The 18,919-nt window shown below is 75.9% G+C and carries 15 protein-coding genes, 1 pseudogene and 1 riboswitch; of the genes and pseudogenes, 9 read left to right on the top strand and 7 right to left on the bottom strand.

Annotated elements, in window-relative coordinates:
- Positions 1 to 50 precede the first annotated feature (50 nt).
- Complete coding sequence (gene sigJ / locus ACFOYX_RS18460; RefSeq protein ID WP_109801029.1) at positions 51 to 1,010, top strand: RNA polymerase sigma factor SigJ; 960 nt, start codon at positions 51 to 53, stop codon at positions 1,008 to 1,010.
- Between the two features lie 7 nt (positions 1,011 to 1,017).
- On the opposite strand, the gene ACFOYX_RS18455 is transcribed toward sigJ, so the two are convergent.
- Positions 1,018 to 1,524, bottom strand: a complete 507-nt coding sequence (locus tag ACFOYX_RS18455; protein WP_109801030.1) for a DUF402 domain-containing protein — start codon at positions 1,522 to 1,524, stop codon at positions 1,018 to 1,020.
- Positions 1,525 to 1,635: 111 nt separating this feature from the next.
- Between ACFOYX_RS18455 and ACFOYX_RS18450 the strand changes: the two are divergent.
- Positions 1,636 to 3,813, top strand: a pseudogene (locus tag ACFOYX_RS18450) (ATP-dependent DNA helicase); the annotation flags it as partial.
- 87 nt (positions 3,814 to 3,900) lie between these two features.
- On the opposite strand, the gene ACFOYX_RS18445 reads toward ACFOYX_RS18450, so the two are convergent.
- On the bottom strand, positions 3,901 to 5,208 hold the full coding sequence (locus tag ACFOYX_RS18445; RefSeq protein ID WP_377534163.1) for an AI-2E family transporter: 1,308 nt from the start codon (positions 5,206 to 5,208) through the stop codon (positions 3,901 to 3,903).
- 152 nt (positions 5,209 to 5,360) lie between these two features.
- Between ACFOYX_RS18445 and ACFOYX_RS18440 the strand changes: the two genes are divergently transcribed.
- Positions 5,361 to 5,708 (top strand): co-chaperone GroES, encoded by a 348-nt coding sequence (locus ACFOYX_RS18440; protein WP_109801032.1) that lies wholly within the window; start codon positions 5,361 to 5,363, stop codon positions 5,706 to 5,708.
- Between the two features lie 76 nt (positions 5,709 to 5,784).
- Positions 5,785 to 5,952 carry a hypothetical protein gene (locus ACFOYX_RS18435; protein WP_201749543.1) on the top strand — a complete coding sequence of 56 codons (168 nt, stop codon included), beginning with the start codon at positions 5,785 to 5,787 and terminating at the stop codon, positions 5,950 to 5,952.
- A gap of 38 nt (positions 5,953 to 5,990) precedes the next feature.
- On the opposite strand, the gene ACFOYX_RS18430 is transcribed toward ACFOYX_RS18435, so the two are convergent.
- Positions 5,991 to 7,478 (bottom strand): PrsW family intramembrane metalloprotease, encoded by a 1,488-nt coding sequence (locus tag ACFOYX_RS18430; protein WP_322443341.1) that lies wholly within the window; start codon positions 7,476 to 7,478, stop codon positions 5,991 to 5,993.
- A 22-nt stretch (positions 7,479 to 7,500) separates the two neighbouring features.
- Positions 7,501 to 7,621: riboswitch (SAM riboswitch) on the top strand.
- A gap of 50 nt (positions 7,622 to 7,671) precedes the next feature.
- Here ACFOYX_RS18430 and ACFOYX_RS18425 point away from each other — a divergent pair.
- A complete protein-coding gene (locus ACFOYX_RS18425; RefSeq protein WP_322443340.1) occupies positions 7,672 to 8,997 on the top strand; it encodes an aminotransferase class V-fold PLP-dependent enzyme in 1,326 nt (441 codons plus the stop codon).
- A 6-nt stretch (positions 8,998 to 9,003) separates the two neighbouring features.
- Here the strand turns inward: ACFOYX_RS18425 and ACFOYX_RS18420 are convergent, their stop codons facing one another.
- Positions 9,004 to 10,263, bottom strand: coding sequence for an FUSC family protein (locus tag ACFOYX_RS18420; RefSeq protein ID WP_238454491.1), 1,260 nt, complete (start codon positions 10,261 to 10,263; stop codon positions 9,004 to 9,006).
- 64 nt (positions 10,264 to 10,327) lie between these two features.
- Between ACFOYX_RS18420 and ACFOYX_RS18415 the strand changes: the two genes are divergently transcribed.
- Positions 10,328 to 10,966 (top strand): metal-dependent phosphohydrolase, encoded by a 639-nt coding sequence (locus tag ACFOYX_RS18415; protein WP_238454490.1) that lies wholly within the window; start codon positions 10,328 to 10,330, stop codon positions 10,964 to 10,966.
- A 58-nt stretch (positions 10,967 to 11,024) separates the two neighbouring features.
- Here ACFOYX_RS18415 and ACFOYX_RS18410 read toward each other — a convergent pair whose 3' ends face one another.
- Complete coding sequence (locus tag ACFOYX_RS18410; protein ID WP_238454489.1) at positions 11,025 to 11,342, bottom strand: DUF4031 domain-containing protein; 318 nt, start codon at positions 11,340 to 11,342, stop codon at positions 11,025 to 11,027.
- A 65-nt stretch (positions 11,343 to 11,407) separates the two neighbouring features.
- On the opposite strand from ACFOYX_RS18410, the gene ACFOYX_RS18405 reads away from it, so the two are divergent.
- Complete coding sequence (locus ACFOYX_RS18405; RefSeq protein ID WP_322443339.1) at positions 11,408 to 12,808, top strand: FAD-linked oxidase C-terminal domain-containing protein; 1,401 nt, start codon at positions 11,408 to 11,410, stop codon at positions 12,806 to 12,808.
- Between the two features lie 69 nt (positions 12,809 to 12,877).
- Here the strand turns inward: ACFOYX_RS18405 and ACFOYX_RS18400 are convergent, their stop codons facing one another.
- Both ACFOYX_RS18400 and ACFOYX_RS18395 read right to left on the bottom strand, forming a co-directional pair.
- Positions 12,878 to 13,348 carry a hypothetical protein gene (locus tag ACFOYX_RS18400; protein ID WP_322443338.1) on the bottom strand — a complete coding sequence of 157 codons (471 nt, stop codon included), beginning with the start codon at positions 13,346 to 13,348 and terminating at the stop codon, positions 12,878 to 12,880.
- Positions 13,349 to 13,485: 137 nt separating this feature from the next.
- On the bottom strand, positions 13,486 to 15,303 hold the full coding sequence (locus tag ACFOYX_RS18395; RefSeq protein WP_322443343.1) for a glycerol-3-phosphate dehydrogenase/oxidase: 1,818 nt from the start codon (positions 15,301 to 15,303) through the stop codon (positions 13,486 to 13,488).
- Positions 15,304 to 15,381: 78 nt separating this feature from the next.
- On the opposite strand from ACFOYX_RS18395, the gene ACFOYX_RS18390 reads away from it, so the two are divergent.
- Positions 15,382 to 17,898 (top strand): S8 family serine peptidase, encoded by a 2,517-nt coding sequence (locus tag ACFOYX_RS18390; protein ID WP_322443337.1) that lies wholly within the window; start codon positions 15,382 to 15,384, stop codon positions 17,896 to 17,898.
- A 60-nt stretch (positions 17,899 to 17,958) separates the two neighbouring features.
- Positions 17,959 to 18,894, top strand: a complete 936-nt coding sequence (locus ACFOYX_RS18385) for a GNAT family N-acetyltransferase (protein ID WP_322443336.1) — start codon at positions 17,959 to 17,961, stop codon at positions 18,892 to 18,894.
- Positions 18,895 to 18,919: the final 25 nt, after the last annotated feature.

The raw sequence follows: 18,919 nt of genomic DNA, 5'->3' as shown, positions 1-18,919 counted from the left end.
CGGCGGGACGTGCAGAGGAGGGGGAGAATGCGGCTGCGGGGAGGGACGTGATGGCAGTGGATCTCGATGCCGAGTTCGAGGCGGAGCGCGGGCACCTGATGGCGGTCGCCCACCGGATGCTGGGCAGCCGGAGCGAAGCCGAGGACGCGGTCCAGGAGACCTGGCTGCGGTACGCCGCCGCGCTCGCCGACCCGGCGGCCCGCGCCCAGATCCGGGACCTGCGCGCCTGGCTCACCACCACCTGCTCGCGGATCTGCCTGGACGTGCTCCGCTCCGCGCGGGTACGCCGGGAGGCCTACCCGGGCCAGTGGCTGCCGGAGCCGGTGGTGCGGCCGGTCCCGACGGCCGACGGCTTCGCCCCCGACCCGGCCGAACGGGCGGTCCGCGCCGACCAGGTCGGCACGGCGCTGCTGGTGGTGCTGGAACGGCTCGCGCCGGAACAGCGGGTCGCGTTCGTGCTGCACGACGTCTTCGCGGTGCCGTTCGCCACCATCGCGGAGGTGCTCGGCACCACACCCGCCGCGGCCCGGCAGCTCGCCTCCCGGGCCCGCCGGGCGGTCACCGCCCCGGACGTCCCCCGGCACACCGCCGACCTGGCCGAGCAGCGGCGGGTGCTGACCGCGTTCGCCGCCGCCGTGGAGTCCGGCGAGCTGGACCGGCTGGTCCAGGTGCTCGCCCCGGACGTGGTGCTGATCGGCGACAGCGGCGGGCACTTCCCCGCGGCCCGCCGGCCGGTCGTCGGGGCCGACGCGGTGGCCCGCTTCATCCTCGGCCTCTTCGGCCAGGCCGGCCGGTACGGCGGCCGGCTGCTGGCCCGGCCCGCACTGGTCGACGGCGCCCTCGGCTGGCAGGCCGAGACCGTGCACCGGGACGGCCGGCCGATCCGGCTGGTGACCGCGTTCGCCGTGCACTCCGGCCGGATCACCGGCGTGTTCAACCAGCTCAACCCGGAGAAGGTGCGCGACCTCCCACCGCTGGGCGCCGAGGAGACCTGGCCGCTGCGCTGGTGAGGTCGGCTCAGACCACCAGGGCCAGCCACTTCCGGTACGACGTGGCGAACGGCTCGGTGCCGTCGCCGAGCGCGCCGAAGAGCCAGCGGGCCGCCGACTGGGCCTCGGCGACCACGTCGTCGGGGTAGCCGAACCGCTCGCGGTGCTCGGCGAACTCGTCCTCGTCCCGCAACTCCACCAGGCCGGTCGCCCGGCGACGCACCACATCCAGGTCGAGGTCGATCAGGTGGACCGTGTCGTCGCCCTCCCAACGGGCCGGCGTGGCGATGTCGCAGTAGACCTCGCTGGTCCGCGGCGGCGGGTTGAACATGCCGGTCCACCAGCCGTGGTGCGGCACCAGCAGGACGAAGGGGATCTGCTCGACCGACGGCCGGCCGTGGTAGACCGACTCGGTGCCGGCCGGCACGCCGAGCCAGACACCGAGGTCGTCCTCGGCGAGCCGACGGGCCGGGTAGTCGCGGTGGGCGCTGCCGTCGTACTTGCGGTAGATCACGCGGACCACGTCGCTCGGCATGACTGGCACCCTAACCGATTCCGGCCACGCGACGCGATCGGCAGGTAACCGGACGCGACCCGCGCGGACGCATGCCGCGACGACGCCACGCGGCGGATGGGCGCGCCCGGTGTCGGCGGCGACGGGTACCGTCGCACGGTGACTCCGCCCCGCACCGCCACCGGTCCCGCCGCGTCCCGGAAGGGTCGGGGCACCCGGCCGAGCGGGGCCGACCTGCTCGCCGCCGCGGTCGGCGCGGTGCCCGGCGGGGCCACCCGCCCGGGCCAGCAGCAGATGGCCGAGGCGATCGAGCGGAGCATCGCCTCCGGCGAGCACCTGCTCGTCCAGGCCGGCACCGGCACCGGCAAGTCGCTGGCCTACCTCGCCCCGGCGCTGACCGTGGACGGCCCGGTCGTGGTCTCCACCGCCACCCTGGCCTTGCAGTCCCAGCTGGTCGACCACGACCTGCCCCGGCTCGCCGACGCGGTGGAGCCGCTGCTCCGCCGGCGGCCCACCTTCGCCGTGCTCAAGGGCCGGCACCACTACCTCTGCCTGGCCCGGCTGGACAACTCCACCGAGGACGAGCCGGAGGAGACCCTTTTCGACGCCCCGGCCGCCCGCCCCGGCGGCGGCGGCACGAAGTGGCTGGGCGAGGCGGGCCGGCTCGGCAAGCAGATCCAGCGGTTGCGGGACTGGGCCGAGGAGACCGCCACCGGCGACCGGGACGAGCTGGACCCGGGCGTGGACGACCAGGTCTGGCGGACGGTCTCCATGCCGGCGCGGGAGTGCGTCGGCGCGAGCCGGTGCCCGTTCGGTCAGGAGTGCTTCGCCGAGGCGTCCCGGGCCCGGGCCCGGGAGGCGGACATCGTGGTCACCAACCACAGCCTGCTCGCCGTCGACATGCTCGCCGGCCGGCACATCGTGCCGCCGCACAAGCTGCTCATCGTGGACGAGGCGCACGAGCTCGCCGACCGGGTCTCCTCGGCCGCCCAGGCCGAGCTGGCCCCGGAGCTGATCGACCGGTCCGCCCGGCGGGCCCGGCCACTGCTGCGCCCGGACGTCGCCGAACGGCTCACCGAGGCCGGCGACGCCCTCGCCGTCGGGCTGGCCGAGGTGCCCGCCGGGCGGCTGACCGGCGGGCTGCCGGGGCCGCTGCGCGAGGCGTGCACGCTGCTCGACGCGGCGACCCGGGCAGCGCTGGAGGCGATCGGCGAGGTCAAGGCCGACGACCCGGACCCGGTCCGCAAGCAGCAGGCGAAGGCGGTGCTGGACGAGCTCTCCACCACCGCCCAGCGGCTGCTGGAGGAGGCGGACCACGACGTGGCCTGGGTGGAGAAGCCCGACAACGGCAGCCGCCGGGCCCTGGTGGTCGCCCCGCTCTCCGTCGCCGGCACCCTCGCCACCCACCTGTACGACGAGCGCACCGTGGTCGCCACCTCGGCCACCCTCGCGCTGGGCGGCCGGTTCGACACGGTGGCCCGAGCGCTCGGACTCGACGCGCCGCCGCCCGCCCCGCCGACCCCGGCCGCCGCCGCCCTCGCCGCCAGCACGGCGCGTGGGGACGCCGTCCCGCCCGCGCCGGTCGCCGCCACGCCGGGCAGCCGGGCCGCCACCGGCACCGTGCCGGCCACCGAGGGGCCGGGCTGGTGTTCGCTCGACGTCGGCTCACCGTTCGACTACGCGCGGCAGGGCATCCTCTACGTCGCCGCGCACCTGCCCCGCCCCAGCGTCTCCGGGCTGCCCGAGGCGGCCGGCGAGGAGCTGCTCGCGCTGGCCGGGGCACTCGGTGGGCGTACCCTCGGGCTCTTCTCCTCGCGCCGGGCCGCGCAGCAGGCCGCGGAGCTGCTCCGCGCACGGACCGACCTGCCGGTGCTGCTCCAGGGCGAGGAGGCGCTGCCGCTGCTGGTCCGCCGGTTCCGGCAGGAGCGGTCGAGCTGCCTGTTCGGGGTGATGTCGCTCTGGCAGGGGGTGGACGTGCCGGGCGACGCCTGCCAGCTCGTGGTGATCGACCGGCTGCCCTTCCCGCGCCCGGACGAGCCGCTCGCGGCGGCCCGGGCCGCGGCGGTGGACGCGAGCGGCGGGTCGGGTTTCGCCGCGGTGAGCGTGCCGATCGCGGCGGTGCGGCTGGCGCAGGGCGTGGGGCGGCTGATCCGGGCCACCGGGGACCGGGGCGTCGTCGCGGTGCTCGACTCCCGGCTGGAGACCGCCCGCGGCTACGGCCCGTTCCTGCGGCGCTCGCTGCCGCCGTTCTGGTACACCACCCGGCCGGACGTGGCCCGGGGCGCCCTGGAACGGCTCGGGAAGAGCTGACGGGAGCAGGCGGACGACCCCGTCGGCCGTCCGCCCGCTCCCTCCACATGGGTCGCTGACCGTCCCCGTCGGTCAATTCCGGTCAACTCAGGGCGCCTGCGAGGCGACGACCACCGCGTCCGGCGGGGTGTCCGGCACGGTCCGGGCGGCGAGCCGCCGGACGGCCGTGTTGAGCACCGCGATCAGCGGCACCGCGACCAGCGCCCCGGTGATCCCGGCGAGGACGACGCCGGCGGCGATCCCGATGATCACGGCCAGCGGGTGGATGGCCACCGCGCGCCCCATGATCAGCGGCTGGAGCACATGCCCCTCCAACTGCTGCACGCCGATCACCACGCCGAGGATGATCAGGGCCTTGATCGGCCCGCTGTCGACCAGCGCCACCAGCACCGCCACGACGCCGGAGAGGGCCGCCCCGACGATCGGGATGAACGCCCCCAGGAAGACCAGCGCGGCCAGTGGGAAGGCGAACGGGATGTCGAAGACGACCAGGAAGATGCCGATGCCGACCGCGTCGATGAAGGCGACCAGGACGGTGGCCCGGACGTACGCGCCCAGCGTCGACCAGGACGCCCGGCCGGCGTCGTCGACCTTCCAGCGGGCGGCGACCGGCAGCAGCCGGACCAGGAACCGCCAGATCTGTTTGCCGTCGCGGAGGAAGAAGAAGGTCGCGAAGAGCACCAGGATGGTGCCGGTGAGCACCTCGGCCAGGGTGGCCGCGGTGGAAAGGGCACCACTGGTGACCTTCGAGGTGTTGCCGTTGACCCAGCCCTGCGCCTCGTCGATGTACCGGTTGAGCTGGCCGTCGGAGAGGTGCAGCGGCCCGGTCTTGAGCCAGTTCTGGATCTGCCGCACACCCTCCGACGACTTCTCGCTCAGCTTCGGCACGCCCTGGATGAACTCGTTCACCACCAGGGTCAGCGTGCCGACCACCGCGGCCAGCCCGCCGACGAGCACCACGCCGGTCGCCAGCGACCGGGGGAAGCGGGCCTTGAGCAGCCAGCCGACCGCGGGGGCGAGCAACGCCGAGAGCAGCAGCGCCACCGCGAGCGGAATGATCACGATCCGGATGGTGCCGACGATCTTGAGCAGTCCCCAGGTGACGAGCCCGATCACGATCAGGCGCCACGACCAGGCGGCGGCGATCCGCAGCGCGTGCGGCACGTCGGCGTCGTCCCGGCTGGAGGTGGAGTTGTGCATGGTGGCCGGCGCTTCCGCGCCCACCACCGTCGCCGAGGGCGGCGCCACCGGACCCGGCGAGGCCGGCGAGGCCGGCGAGGCCACGCCCGGGTCGTCGGGCTCGTCCGCCGGGTCGTCACGGCGCGCGCGCACCGACTCACGTCCCGACTCGTACGCGTGACGGAGCCGTCCGCGTACCCGCTCGAAGCGGCTCAAGCGCACCTCCCGCAAAGCTGGCCCGCCCACGACACAGGGGGCAGGATACGTCCGTCCGTCCCACCCTAGGCCGGTTCCGCCACACATTGCCCCCGCTCGACTCCGCTCAACCACCGCACGATCGACCGCGGCGCACGCGGTAGCGTCTTCGCGTGACCGCCGACCAGAACCTCGACTCCGGCCTGCCGATCCGCCTGCTGCACGACCGCGTGCTGGTGCGTATGGAGGGCAGTGAGGGCGAGCGCCGCTCCACCGCGGGCATCGTGATCCCGGCGACCGCGGCGGTGGGCAAGCGCCTCGCTTGGGCCACCGCGGTGGGGGTGGGCCCGCACGTGCGCTCGATCGTCGCCGGCGACCGGGTGCTCTTCGACCCCGACGAACGGTCCGAGGTCGAGCTGCACGGCCGCGGGTACGTCCTCCTCCGCGAGCGCGACGTGCACGCCGTCGCCGCCGAACGGGTGGAGCACGAGCCCACCGGCTCGACCGGCCTCTACCTCTAGGCCCTCCCCACCCGGACGTCGTTTGCCTTCCTTCCCGACGGGAAGCCAGGCACCTCCAGCGCCCTGGGGAGGGACGATGCCGGAATTCCTGAAGAAGCTGCTGCTGTGGGGCTTCGTCGGCTTCCTGATCTACTTCATAGCGTTCCGCCCGGACGGCGCGGCCCAGATGTTCAAGGGGATCGGAGCGGCGCTGATGGCCATCTTCCAAGGCCTCGGCGACTTCATGACCGGCCTGATGACCTGACTACCCGCCACCACCCGCCCCGCGTCGGCGGTCGGCGATCAGGTGCCGGGGGGCCAGGGCGCGGCCGGTCGCGGGCCGTACCAGCCGGGCGGGCCGTAGGCGGCCGGGAAGGCCGGGGACGGCGGCGGGGTGAGCACCACCGGAATCGGCACCACCGGCTCGTCGGGCGCCGGCACCGCCCGCTGCGACCCGTCCGGGAACCGCAGGTGGTAGCGCTGCCCGTCCCAGACCCCCACCGGCGTCTGCGGGTCCCGCCCCACGAAGAACGACCGGTACGCGCTGATCGCCTCCAGCAGCTCCCGTTCCTCCCGGGCCGTCCGGTCCCGGTCGGCCTGCTTGCGGTCCAGCCCGCGGCGCATCCCGTCGCGCAGCAGCGCCAGCCGGGTGGCCGCGAACTGGTAGCCGCGCATCGCCTTCACCCCGCCGTCACCGGCGATCCGGCGGGCCCAGGTACGGGCCGCGTGCCGCCGGCCCAGGCTGCCCAGCGCCGCCACCTCGGGCGGGGTCAGCCAGCCGGCCCGCACGTAGTCCGGCAGGGTCCGCTCGGTGAGCCGCCCCTCCCAGGCCCGCAGCCAGATCGCCAGGCCCACCATGCCGAAGAAGATCGGCACCATCACGCCGATGTAGCCGTACAGGGCGATCAGCGGCTGGCCGGTGGCCGCGGCCAGCGAGGGCAGCAGGTTCCAGGTGCCGTGCAGCATCATCGCCAGCAGCAGGCCGGCGATCGGGGCGAGCACCCGGACCCGCCGGTCGGCGGTCCGCGCGGCGATGCCCAGGCCCACCCCGGTCATCGAGGTGAACAGCGGGTGGGCGAACCCGAAGATCAGGATCCGGACGATGAAGATGGCGATCACCTGGCGGGCGCCGGTCGCCGGACCGTACTCCTCGACGCCCGTGCGGTAGCCGTACCCGCCCAGGTAGAGGATGTTCTCCACCATGGCGAAGCCGATCGCGGAGAGCCCGCAGTAGACCAGGCCGTCGGTGATCCCGGACCACTCCCGGCGCCGGAAGATCAGCAACAGGATCGGCCCGAGCGCCTTCGTCAGCTCCTCGATGAACGGGGCGACCAGCACGGCGGTGAGCGCCGTGGGCAGCCCCCAGTCCTTGAACAGCCCGGCGAACGTCTCGTTGACCAGCAGGGAGACGGCGGTGGAGACGAACGCGCCCCAGGCGAAGCAGAAGATCAGGTACTTGAGCGGCTCGGGTTCGTAGCGGTCCAGCCAGAGGAAGCAGGAGACCAGCACCGGCACCGGCAGGACCGCCGCGACCACGCCGACCAGCAGCGCCTGGGCGCCCAGGCTCTCGCCGAGGGTGAAGACCATGAAGACCGCCCCGACGGCGATCAGCAGGACGACCCCGGCGAGCGCCAGGAACCGCCGCCAGCCGAGCCGGCGCAGCGGCATCCGGGGGGTCACCGACCCCGGCGGCGGGGCGGCGGGCGCGGTCGGCGGCGGCGGCGGTCCGCCGGGCGGGGTGTCGGCCATGCGGTCAGCGTAGTCACCCGTGACCCTCTGGTCCGGCCGCATTCCGGCCGCTATGCTGCCGACAGGTCACGAGCGCCAGCGTCAAGCCCCGGCTTGCTGGCCGGCAACCCTCGTCGAGTTCGCGGTGGGGTGCCCCGGGTGATGACCGGGCCCAGCCCGAACGGCGTGCTGGGCAAGCGCGGACCCCGTCCCGGTGCCCACACCCCGGGGTCCCCTGGACCCCGGAGGTTCCGGCATGACCATCACCCTCGTACCCTCGCTGCGCCCGCTGCCCGCGCTCCCGGACCGGCCGGCGGACGCCGACCCGCTCGGCGTGCTCGGCGTACCGGGGCAGATCAACCTCGACCACGCGGCCAGCGCGCCGTGCGCGCGAGCCGCGGCCGACGCGGTGGCCGAGCTGCTCCCCTGGTACGCGAGCGTGCACCGCGGCGCCGGCGCGCTGTCGCGACGCTGCACGCTGGCCTACGAGCGGGCCCGGCAGACGGTCGGCGACTTCCTCGGCGCCCGCGCCGACGACCACGTGATCTTCACCCGGAACACCACCGACGCGGTCAACCTGCTGGCCCGGGCGCTGCCCGCCGGCACCACCGTGGTCACCTTCGCCGGGGAGCACCACGCCAACCTGCTGCCCTGGCCGCGTGGCTCGGTCCGGCTGCCGGTGCCGGAGAGCCCCGCCGCGGCGGTCCGGGCGCTGGACGCCGCCCTCGGCGAGCTGCGCCGGGTCGACGCCGGGAACGAGCCGGCCCCGCGGTCGGCAGCCCCGGCGACCAACCCGGCCCGACCCGGCCCGCCGGTGCTGGTCGCGGTGACCGGGGCGAGCAACGTGACCGGCGAGCGGTGGCCGGTGGCCGAGCTGGCCCGGGTCGCCCACCGGCACTCCGCCCGGATCCTGGTGGACGCCGCCCAGCTCGCCCCGCACGCGCCGGTCGACCTGGCCGCGCTGGACGTGGACTACCTGGCGCTCTCCGGCCACAAGCTGTACGCGCCCTTCGGCGCCGGGGTGCTCGTCGGGCGGTCGGACTGGCTGGACGCCGCCCCGCCGTACCTGGCCGGTGGCGGCGCCACCGGGCACGTCGGCGCGGCCACCCACGACGTGCGGTGGACCACCGGCCCGGCCCGGCACGAGGCCGGTACCCCCAACCTGCTCGGCGCGGTCGCCCTCGCCGCGGTCTGCGCCGCGCTGACCGAGGCCGACCGGGACGCGCTGCACGCCCGGGAGCAGCGACTGCTGGCCCGGCTGCGGGAGGGGCTCGCCGCCCTGCCGCACGTCGTGGAGCTGCGCACCTTCGCGCCCGAGGCGCCCCGGGTGGGCATCGTCTCCTTCGTGGTGGCCGGGCGGGACTCCGCCGAGGTCGCCGCCCATCTGGCCACCGCGCACCAGATCGGGGTCCGGGACGGGCTCTTCTGCGCCCACCCGCTGGCCCGGCGGCTGCTCGCCGAGGCGGCCGCGCGCAGCGGCCGGCGGGACCTGCCGCCCACCGCGCTGCGGGCCAGCATCGGCCTCGGCAGCACCGCCGAGGAGGTGGACCGGCTGGTCGCCGCCCTGGCCGCGGTCGGCTGAACGGGGTCACCCGAGCGGGGGCGCCGTCGGCGGCTTCGGGGCGCCCTCCGGCTCGGCCTGGCCGCTCGGCGGCTGTTCGGTGTCGCCGAACGCCTGTCGGACGAGCCGGTTCGCCTCCTCCTGCTCGATGCCGGAGGCGACTATCAGGTCGCTGGCGGTGGTACGCACCTGGGCGATCACCACGCTGCCGGAGAAGCCCACCCCCTCCGCGTACGCCCGGCCGGCCTCGCTCACCGCGCGCAGCGACCACTCGCGGGCCTTTTCCGGCTCCGCGCCGACGGCGAACTCGTGCCGGAGCATGCGGACCGACTCGGCGAGGTGGGCGACCGAGTCCGGCATCGGCTCCGGGATCGGCTCCTCGTCCTCGATCAGGGTGACCGAGCGGCGGATCAGGGTGCCGCTGTTGCGCATCGCCCGGTCGATCGGGTCCGCCGCCTCCGCGTAGTGGGTCAGCTCGTCGCGGCGGTGCCAGCGGGCCGGGGAGAGCGTGGCGGTCTCCTTGGCCCCCTCGATCGCCTCGCTGAACCTGGCCAGCTCGTCCTTGTTCTCCCGGAGCCGTTCCAGCGCCTGCTGGGCGCTCTGCCGGTCCCGCTTGCGCAGCGCCTCGGCGCTGACGTCCAACTGCTCGACGAGCAGGTCCAGCGCCGGCCGGGCGGCCCGGTTGATCACCCGGAGCGGGTTGAGCGGCAGCAGGATCGCGGTCACCACCAACGCGATGCCACCGCCGATGAACGCGTCGACGAAGCGCGGTATCTCCAGGTTCTGGGTGGACGGGCTGAGCGTCACGATCAGCACCGCGGTGGCGGCGGCCTGGATCACGACGGCCACGCTCGCACCGAAGAAGATGGTCAGCAGGATTGCGGTCGTCACCACTAGCCCCAACTGCCAACCACCGGCGCCGAGCAGATAGATCAGGAGGTCGCCGAGGGCCACCCCGACCGCCACCCCGATGATCAACTCCACGGTACGGCGCAGCCGCTGGCCGACCGACGCGGCCAGCGTGCCCACCGCCGAGATCGGCGCGAAGACCGGCTGCGGATTGCCCAGGAGCTGGTGGGAGATGACCCAGGCCAGCGCGGCGGCCAGCCCGGCCTGGACGGCCAGGCCCAGCGCCGACCGGACCCGGTGCAGCCGGTCGTGCAGCGTGGCCTTGCTCCGGTGGCGCAGCTGGTCCGCCGCCTCGGCGATCCGGGCCGCGTCGACGTCGACCACCCCGTCCTTCAATCCGGCACGACGCAGGAGCGGAGGTCGTCGGTCCCGGGCCACGGCCATGGCGGGGACTACCCGCGTCACCCCCGGTGAATCCTCGCCATGCGGCAGACTGCACCGGGTGGGAGAGCTGATCGCGCGGTGGCGTGCCGCCGTCCGGGGCGCCGGGGCGACCGACCCGGCCGGGGTGGACCGGGCCGGGGAGCGGCTGCTGGCCGGCTGGCGAGAGCCGCACCGGCACTACCACACCGCGGATCATCTGACCGCCGTGCTCGACGTGGTCGACGGCCACGCGGCGCTCGCCCGCCGGCCCGACCTGGTCCGGCTGGCTGCCTGGTGCCACGACGCGGTCTACGACTCGCGAGCCGGCGGCGACGCCAACGAACGGGCCAGCGCGGCCCTCGCGGGCGACCTCCTCGCCGACGCCGGGCTGCCGGCCGCGGCGGTGGCTGAGGTGCGCCGGCTGGTGCTGCTCACCGCCGGGCACGTGGTGGCCGCCGACGACCCGGACGGCGCGCTGCTCTGCGACGCCGACCTGGCGGTCCTGGCCAGCCCGCCACCCGTGTACGACCGTTACGTCGCCGCCGTCCGCCGCGAGTACGCCCACATCCCCGACCCCGACTTCCGCGCCGGAAGGGCGAGGGTCCTCGAATCCCTCCTGGCCCTCCCCGCCCTCTACCGCCTCCCCATCCTGCACACCCGCTGGGAACCCCGCGCCCGCACCAACCTCACCCGCGAACTCAAAACCCTCCGCCCCTGACCCTCGCCGCCCCTCTCCCCGTCGATCTTGCAGTTGGGGACCCGGCGAACCGGGTGAATCAGCCCAACTCGGGGGCCCGAAGTGCAAGATCGCGGGAGGGGTGGGGGCCGTGCGGGCGGGTGAGGTGTTTGGGGCGGCGGAGGTTGGCGTCGCGGAGGAGGCGGACGATGTCGCGGCTGGGGACGACCTGGGCGCCGAGCCAGACGGCCACGGGGAAGCGTTCGGCGGGGATGTCATAGTGGTCCCGGTCGAAGCCACGGCGGGGCGCGCCGAGCGCCTCGGCGAAGGCGTGCAGCTCGGCGTAGGAGACGTCGCTGATCAGGTGCGACCAGAGCCGGCCCCGCCAGGGCACAGCCGGCCGGTCCAGATACAGCATGCCGGCCAATCTAGCGCGCGGTCGCCCGGTTGATGATCACCTGGCGACGACCTAGCCTTCCCCGCATGGCCGGTTCCCCCCTCCTCGACGACCTGCGGGCCGCGCTCGGCGACGCCGCCGTGCTGACCGACCCGGACCTGCTCCGGATGCACGAGCGGGACGAGGCCGACCTGTGCGCCGCCGGCACCCCGCTCGTGGTCACCCGGCCGCGCAGCACCGAGGAGGTCGTCGCGGTGGTCCGGGCGGCCGCCCGGCACGGCGTACCGGTGGTCCCGCAGGGGGCCCGGACCGGGCTGGCCGGCGCGGCGAACGCGGTCGACGGCGCGGTGGTGCTGAGCACCGTGGCGATGGACCGGATCCTGGAGATCGACCCGGTGAGCCGGATCGCCGTGGTCCAGCCCGGCGTGGTCAACGCGGCGCTGGCCGGAGCGGTGGCGAAGCACGGCCTCTGGTACCCGCCCGACCCCGGCTCCTGGGAGTCGTCCACCATCGGCGGCAACGTCGCCACCAACGCGGGCGGCATGTGCTGCGTCAAGTACGGCGTGACCACCGAGTACGTGCTCGGCCTGACGGTGGTGCTCGCCTCCGGCGAGGTGCTGCGCACCGGCCGGCGTACCGCCAAGGGGGTCGCCGGGTACGACCTGACGCGGCTCTTCGTCGGCTCCGAGGGCACCCTCGGGGTGATCACCGAGATCACCGTCTCGCTGCGGCCCGCCCCGGCGGAGTCGCTGACCCTGGTCGCCGTCTTCGGGTCGACCGCGGCCGCCGGGACGGCAGTGGCCGGGATCGCCGAGCGGGGGCTGAGCCCGAGCCTGCTGGAACTGCTCGACCGGGTCCACCTGGCGGCCATCGAGGCGTACCGGCCGATGGGGTTGCGCACCGACGCGCAGGCGCTGCTGCTGGCCGCCGTGGACACCGGCTCCCGGGCCGCTGAGGACCTGGCCCGGATCGCCGAGGTCTGTGAGGCGGCCGGCGCCGACGAGGTCTGGACGGCCACCGACGCGGTGGAGGCGGCGGCCCTGCTCCAGGCCCGCCGGCTGGCCCACCCGGCGATGGAGCGGTACGCCGCGGAGGCCTTCCCCGGCGGCAACGGCGGGCTGGTGATCGACGACGTGGCGGTGCCGCGCGGCGCGCTCGCGGCGCTGCTGGACGGGGTGGCCCGGATCGCCGAGGAGTGTGCCGTGCCGATCGGCGTGGTGGGCCACGCGGGCGACGGCAACATGCACCCGAACATCGTGGTCGACCGGGCCGACCCGGCCAGCGTCGAGCGCGGCCGGCGGGCCTTCGACGAGATCATGCGGCTGGGTCTGGCGCTGGGCGGCACCTGCACCGGGGAGCACGGCGTGGGGCTGCTCAAGCGGGACTGGCTGGCCCGGGAGATCGGCCCGGTCGGGATCCGGGTGCACCAGGCGATCAAGGCGGCGCTGGACCCGGAGGGGCTCTTCAACCCCGGCAAGGTGCTCTGACCGGTCCGCACCGGCGGGTGGCCGGACCCGACCCGGTCGGGGGCCCGGATCGGGCGGTCGGGACCGTGGTCAGCCGCGGACCTCGGCCGGCGTCGCCTGGGTGAGCAGCAGCAGGATCTCGCCGGCGACCGGTGGCCGTTCCTCACCCGGGCAGTCCTGCGACGTGATGGTCAGGCCCGGCGGGATGAGCAGGGTGGAGGTCAGCGCGTCGATGCAGGCCAGCTTGTACTGGCGGGCCTCGTCCGTCTCCTTCGCCAGGGCGGGGTCGGCGAGCATCCGCTGCAACCGCTGCACCTGGTCGGGGGCGAGCTCCCCGGTCGAGTTCACCCCGTCGCCGGCGCAGTCCTGACAGGCCCACCGGCCGTTCGGCTCCACCTCGAGGGAGCGGACCGGGCCGTCCGCGCCGACCTTCTGCACCAGCGAGACCCGGCGTGTCCCGGTGGGGGCGGAGGCCTCCCCGCTCGGCGGTGCGGACCCGCGCGGCGGCGCCGTGGATCCCTCGGCCCGGTCGAATACCGAGCAACCGGTCAGGGCGAACACCAGCAGAACACCGGCCGAAAATAGGAGGACGCGCGACCTTGATGGGCGAACCACGCACGGCAACCTACCCCACCGTAGGTTGCGCCGGTACCCGCCGACCGGCCGAGCGATGAGCCGACCGGGGCCCCGGCGGATCGCTACCGGGGGGACGACGGAAGTTCGACGGCGTCGCCGTCGACACCCCGGTCCGCCGCGAACCCCCGGACGTCGGGTGCGCCGAGCCGGGCCGCGTCCGCCGCCACGTCGTCCGGCATCAGCTGCGACTGGCGCTCCGCCTCCACCCGCGCCCGGTAGTGCGCCACCTCGCGGGCCCGGGTCGCCTCGTCCCAGCCGAGCACCGCGCCCATCAGCTCCGCGGCGTGCTCGGCCGAGTCCAGGCCGCGGTGGCTGGTCTCGAAGGAGATCCGGGTACGCCGGGTCAGCACGTCCTCCAGGTGCAGCGCCCCCTCGGCCCGGGCCGCGTACGTCACCTCGGCGGCCAGGTACTCCGGGGCGCCGGCCAGCGGGGAGCCCTGCAACGGGTCCGCGTCGATCAGGGCGAGCAGGTCGCGGGTGAGCGTGCCGTACCGCTCCAGCAGGTGTTCGACCACCCCGACCGGGACTCCGTGCCGGCGGGCCAGGTCGGCCCGGTCCCGCCACGTCGCCGCGTACCCGTCCGCGCCGAGCAGCGGCAGGTCGGCGGTGCGCGACGGCCGGGTCCAGCCCAGCCGGTGGACCGCCCGGTCGACCACGTCCGAGGCCATCACCCGGTACGTCGTGTACTTGCCGCCGGCGACCAGCAGCAGCCCCAGCATCGGCTCCACCACCGCGTGCTCCCGGGACAGCTTGGAGGTGGAGTCCGCCTCGCCGGCCAGCAGCGGGCGCAGCCCGGCGTACACGCCCTCGATGTCGTCGGTGGTCAACGGCCGGTCGAGCACCATGTTGACCTGCTCCAGCAGGTAGTCGATGTCCCTGGCGGTGGCCGCCGGGTGGGACCGGTCCAGCCGCCAGTCGGTGTCGGTGGTGCCGATGATCCAGTGGCCGCCCCACGGGATGACGAAGAGCACGCTGGTGGCGGTGCGCAGGATCAACCCGGTCTCGCCGGTGATCGCCGAGCGGGGCACCACCAGGTGGACGCCCTTGGAGGCCCGGACCCGCACCCCGGGGCGCAGCCCGACGTCGTTGAGCATCCGGGACATGTCGTCGCTCCACACGCCGGTGGCGGCGATGACCGTGCGGGCGCGTACCTCGAACTCGGCGTCGGGTGAGCCGGCGGGCGCCTCCAGGTCGCGGACCCGGACCCCGGTGACCTCGCGGGCCTGGCGGATCAGGCCGACGGCCCGGGTGCTGGTCACCACGGACGCGCCCAGGCTGGCCGCGGTGCGCGCCAGCGTCACCACCAGCCGGGCGTCGTCGACCTGCCCGTCGTAGTAGCGGATCGCCCCGGCCAGGGCGTCGGCGCGGAGGCTGGGGAAGATCCGGCGGGCGCCCTCGCGGGTCAGGTGGCGGTGCAGCGGCATGCCGCGCCCGCCGCCGAAGACGCCGGCGAACGCGTCGTACGCGGCCACGCCGGCCCCGTAGTAGGACCGCCGGAAGAAGCGGCCGGGCAGGTCGCGCAGTTCCCGCCCGGCGGGCAGCGGGACCAGGAACGGCACCGGGCGCACCAGGTGCGGCGCGAGCCGGGTGGCGAGCAGCCCCCGCTCGGTCAGCGCCTCGTGGACCAGGTGGAACTCGAGCTGCTCCAGGTAGCGCAGGCCGCCGTGGATGAGCTTGCTGGACCGGCTGGAGGTGCCGGCGGCGTAGTCCCGCGCCTCGACCAGCGCCACCTTGAGGCCGCGGGAGGCGGCGTCGAGCGCGGCACCCGCGCCGGTCACGCCGCCGCCGATGACCAGCACGTCGAACCGCTCGGCGCGGAGTCGGCGCAGGTCGTCGGCGCGGCGGGTGACGGAGAGCTGGCCGGCCGCGGATCGGGACACATTGGGGTCGCGCACCTGTCCACGGTAACCGTCCCGGCCTCGCGGCGGCACGCGCCGGGCGGCCGTACCGTGATCGGCATGGAGATCGGTCCCCGCCCGCCCGCCGGTCCGCCCGGCCCGCCGCCGGCCCCCGCTCGGGAGCGGACGGGCCCGTGGCCGGTGGTGGCGGCGGTCCTGGTCGGCGGGTGGACCGCGCTGGTGACGGTGCTCGGGCAGGTGGTCGGCTGGGCCGTCGACCAGGCGGTGCTGGTCGCCGGCCTGGACCGGGCGGTGCCGACCTGGCCGCTGGTCGCCCTCGGCACGGTGCTGCTGGTCGGGGCGCCCACGCTGGCGCTGGCCCTGCTCCCCCGCTCGCCGGCGGTCCGGGCCACCGGCCGGGTCTGGCTGGCCGGGGCGCTGGCGCTGGGCGCGTTGACCCTGCTGCGGTCCCTACCGCCGGTGCACCAGGAGGCGTACCTGGCCGCCCTGGCCGCCACCGCCGCCCTGCTGGCGGCCCTCCTCGGCCGGCTGCTCCACCGCCGCGCCGCCCCGGCGGCGGCCGGCGGCGACGGCACGCCTCCGCAGGACGGCGTGGGCGCTGGGAAGGACGGCCGGCGCGACCCGGTGCCGGCCGGTCGGGACGCCCCGGACGATCGCCGGGAAGGCCGGCCCGCGACCCTGCTCGCGGTGGCGGCCGGGGCGACCCTGCTGCTGCCCTGGGCCTGGCTGGGCGCGCTGGGCGGCCTGCTGGAGACGTTCCTCGCCGGCCTCGCCGCCGCCGCGCTCGGCGCCCTCGCCGGGGTGCTGCTCGACGCGACGTTCTGGGCGCGGTTCACCGTGGGCGCGCCGCCCCGGCCGGCCCGGCTGGTGCTGGTCGGCGGGCTGGTCGCCGGGGTCGTCCTGGTGCTGGTCGCGGCCGGGGCCGGGCAGTCCGGCGCCCAGTTGCCCGCCCTGTTCCTGCTGCCTCCGCTCGGCTTCGCGCTGGCCGCGCTGCACGCGGCGGCCGCCCGCGCGGGGCGGTCGGTCGGCCGCGCCCCGGTGCGCTGGCTGGTCGGGCTCGGCGTGCTGGGCCCGCTGGCCCTCGCCGACCCGGAGGAGCTCACGGTGCTCCTCGCGACCACCCGCGACGTGCCGTTCTGGGTCGCGGTCGCGACCGGCGCGGCGTTCGCCGTCGCGGTGCTGCTCGCCGTCGGCGGCGTCCTGCTGGCCCGGCCGCGCGCCGGCACGCCCCGCCGCCGGGTGGCCGGGGTGGCCGCCGCAACCCTGCTCGCCGCGGTCGCGGTGGTGTACGTGGTCCCCGGGCAGCCCGGGCTGTACGGCGACCGGCTGCTGGTGGTGCTCCGCGAGCAGGCCGACCTCGACGGCATCCCGACCGGGGCGCCCGGTCGGGCCGGCCGGGACGCCCGGGCCGCCGAGGTCTACCGGCGGTTGGTGGCCACGGCCGACCGGACCCAGGCGGGGCTGCGCCGGGAGCTGACCCGGCTGCGCCTGCACCCGACGCCGTACTACCTGGTCAACGCCATGGAGACGGACGGCGGGCCGGAGGTGCGGGCCTGGCTCTCCGGTCGGCCCGAGGTGGCCCGGGTGCTGGTCAGCCAGCGGCTGCGCCCGCTGCCGGCGGCGGCCCGGCCCGCTCGTGGCAGGGTGCCCGCGCCGGCCGGGCCGGCCTGGAACGTCGCGCTGATCGGCGCCGACCGGGTCTGGTCCGAGCTGGGCGTGACCGGCTCGGGCGTGGTGGTCGGCGCCTCCGACTCCGGGGTGGACGGTCGGCACCCGGCGCTGGCCGCCGGCTTCCGCGGCGGCGACGACTCCTGGTACGACCCGCGGGCGCACACCCGCACCCCGAACGACCAGGGCGGGCACGGCACCCACACGGCGGGCAGCGCGGTCGGCCGGGGCGGGATCGGCGTCGCCCCCGGCGCCCGCTGGGTGGGCTGCGTCAACCTGGACCGCAACCTGGGCAGCCCGGCGCGTTACCTGGACTGCCTGCAGTTCATGCTGGCGCCCTTCCCGTTCGGCGGGGACCCGTTCACCGACGGGCGGCCGGACCGGGCGCCGGACCTGCTGACCAATTCGTGGGGCTGCCCGCCGATCGAGGGCTGCGACCCCGGGGCGCTCCGGCCGGCCACCGCCGCGCTGGCGGCGGCGGGCATCCTGGTGGTCGCGGCGGCCGGCAACACCGGCCCGTACTGCGGTTCGGTGGCCGACCCGCCGGCCCCGTACCCGGACGTGCTGACCGTGGGCGCGGTGGACCGGGCGCGGCAGCTCACCCGCTTCTCGGGCCGGGGGCCGGCGGCCGGCGGGGCGGCCAAACCGGACCTGGTCGCGCCCGGCGCGGACGTGCTGTCCGCATTCCCGGGTGGGGGTTACGCCACCCTGTCCGGCACCTCGATGGCGACCCCGCAGGTGGCGGGGGTGGTGGCGTTGATGTGGTCGGCGAACCCGGCGCTGGTCGGCGACCTGGCGCGGACCCGGCGGATCCTGCGGGAGACCGCCACCCCGGCCGGGGTCCGCCCGGACGACCCGACCGGGCGCCGCTGCGGCGGCGACGCTGACCTGGTCGGCGCCGGCCTGGTCGACGCGTACGCCGCCGTCCGGGCCGCCCGCGCCGGGTGAGCGGAACCGGGCCGATTCGACGGTGCCGCCGGGCCGCCGGATGACCTAGGGTCGGCGACCATGGACGCGGAGATCATCGAGCTGGACCTTGACCGTCTGCCCGCCGTCGTCGACCTCTGCCGGCAGGCGCTCGACCTGCCCGAGGACGCCGCCGAGGCGCCGGCGATCCTGGACACCCTGACCACCCGGGCGGCGGCCGACCGCCCGGTGCTGCTGATCGGCGCGGTGCGCGGGGCCGAGTTGGTGGGGGTGCTGGTCGGGTCGGTCGCGCAGCGGGACCCGCGGCTCGGGCACGTCGACCTGGTGGCGGTGGCGCCGCGGGAGCGCCGCCGGGGTGTCGGGCGGGCCCTGCTGGCCGAGGCGGAACGGCGGCTCGCCGGGCTGGGCGCGGGCGAGCTGCTGCTGGCCGGGAATCCGCCGTACTACGCCTGGCCGGGCGTCGACGTGCGCTACACCCCGGCGGTCTGTGCCGCGCTGCGGCTCGGCTACCGGCAGGACCGTACGGCGTGGAACATGACCGCGGACCTGTCGGAGGGCTCGCCGGCGCTGCGCTCCACGGAGGCGGCCGAACGCCGGCTGGCCGGTCAGGGCGTCACGGTACGCCGGGCCGAGCCGGCGGACCTGGCCGCGCTGGCCGCCTTCGCCCGCGCCACCTTCGGCGGGACGTGGGACGGCGAGCTGGCCGGCTCGGTGGGGCGGCCGGACGCCGGGGCGCACCTGGCGGAGCGGGACGGCGAGATCCTGGGCTTCGCGGCGTACGGCTCCGCGCGACCGAGCTGGTTCGGCCCGATGGGGACGGCCCCGGCTGCGGAGGGCTCCGGCATCGGCGGGGTGCTGCTGCGCCGCTGCCTGCGGGATCAGGCGGCGGCGGGAATCAGCGCGGCGCAGATCGGTTGGGTGGGCCCGGTGCCGTTCTATTCGGGCAGCGCGGGCGCGCGGATCGAGCGGGTCTTCTTCCTGTATCGGAAGGCGATCGACGGGCACCCGGTCGGGTAATTAAAAGGGCGAAAGGGATATAGAC

The organism is Micromonospora sp. GCM10011541, assembly GCF_042650725.1.
Lineage (GTDB): Bacteria > Actinomycetota > Actinomycetes > Mycobacteriales > Micromonosporaceae > Micromonospora > Micromonospora sicca.
This window is presented reverse-complemented; position numbering and strand designations above follow the sequence as displayed.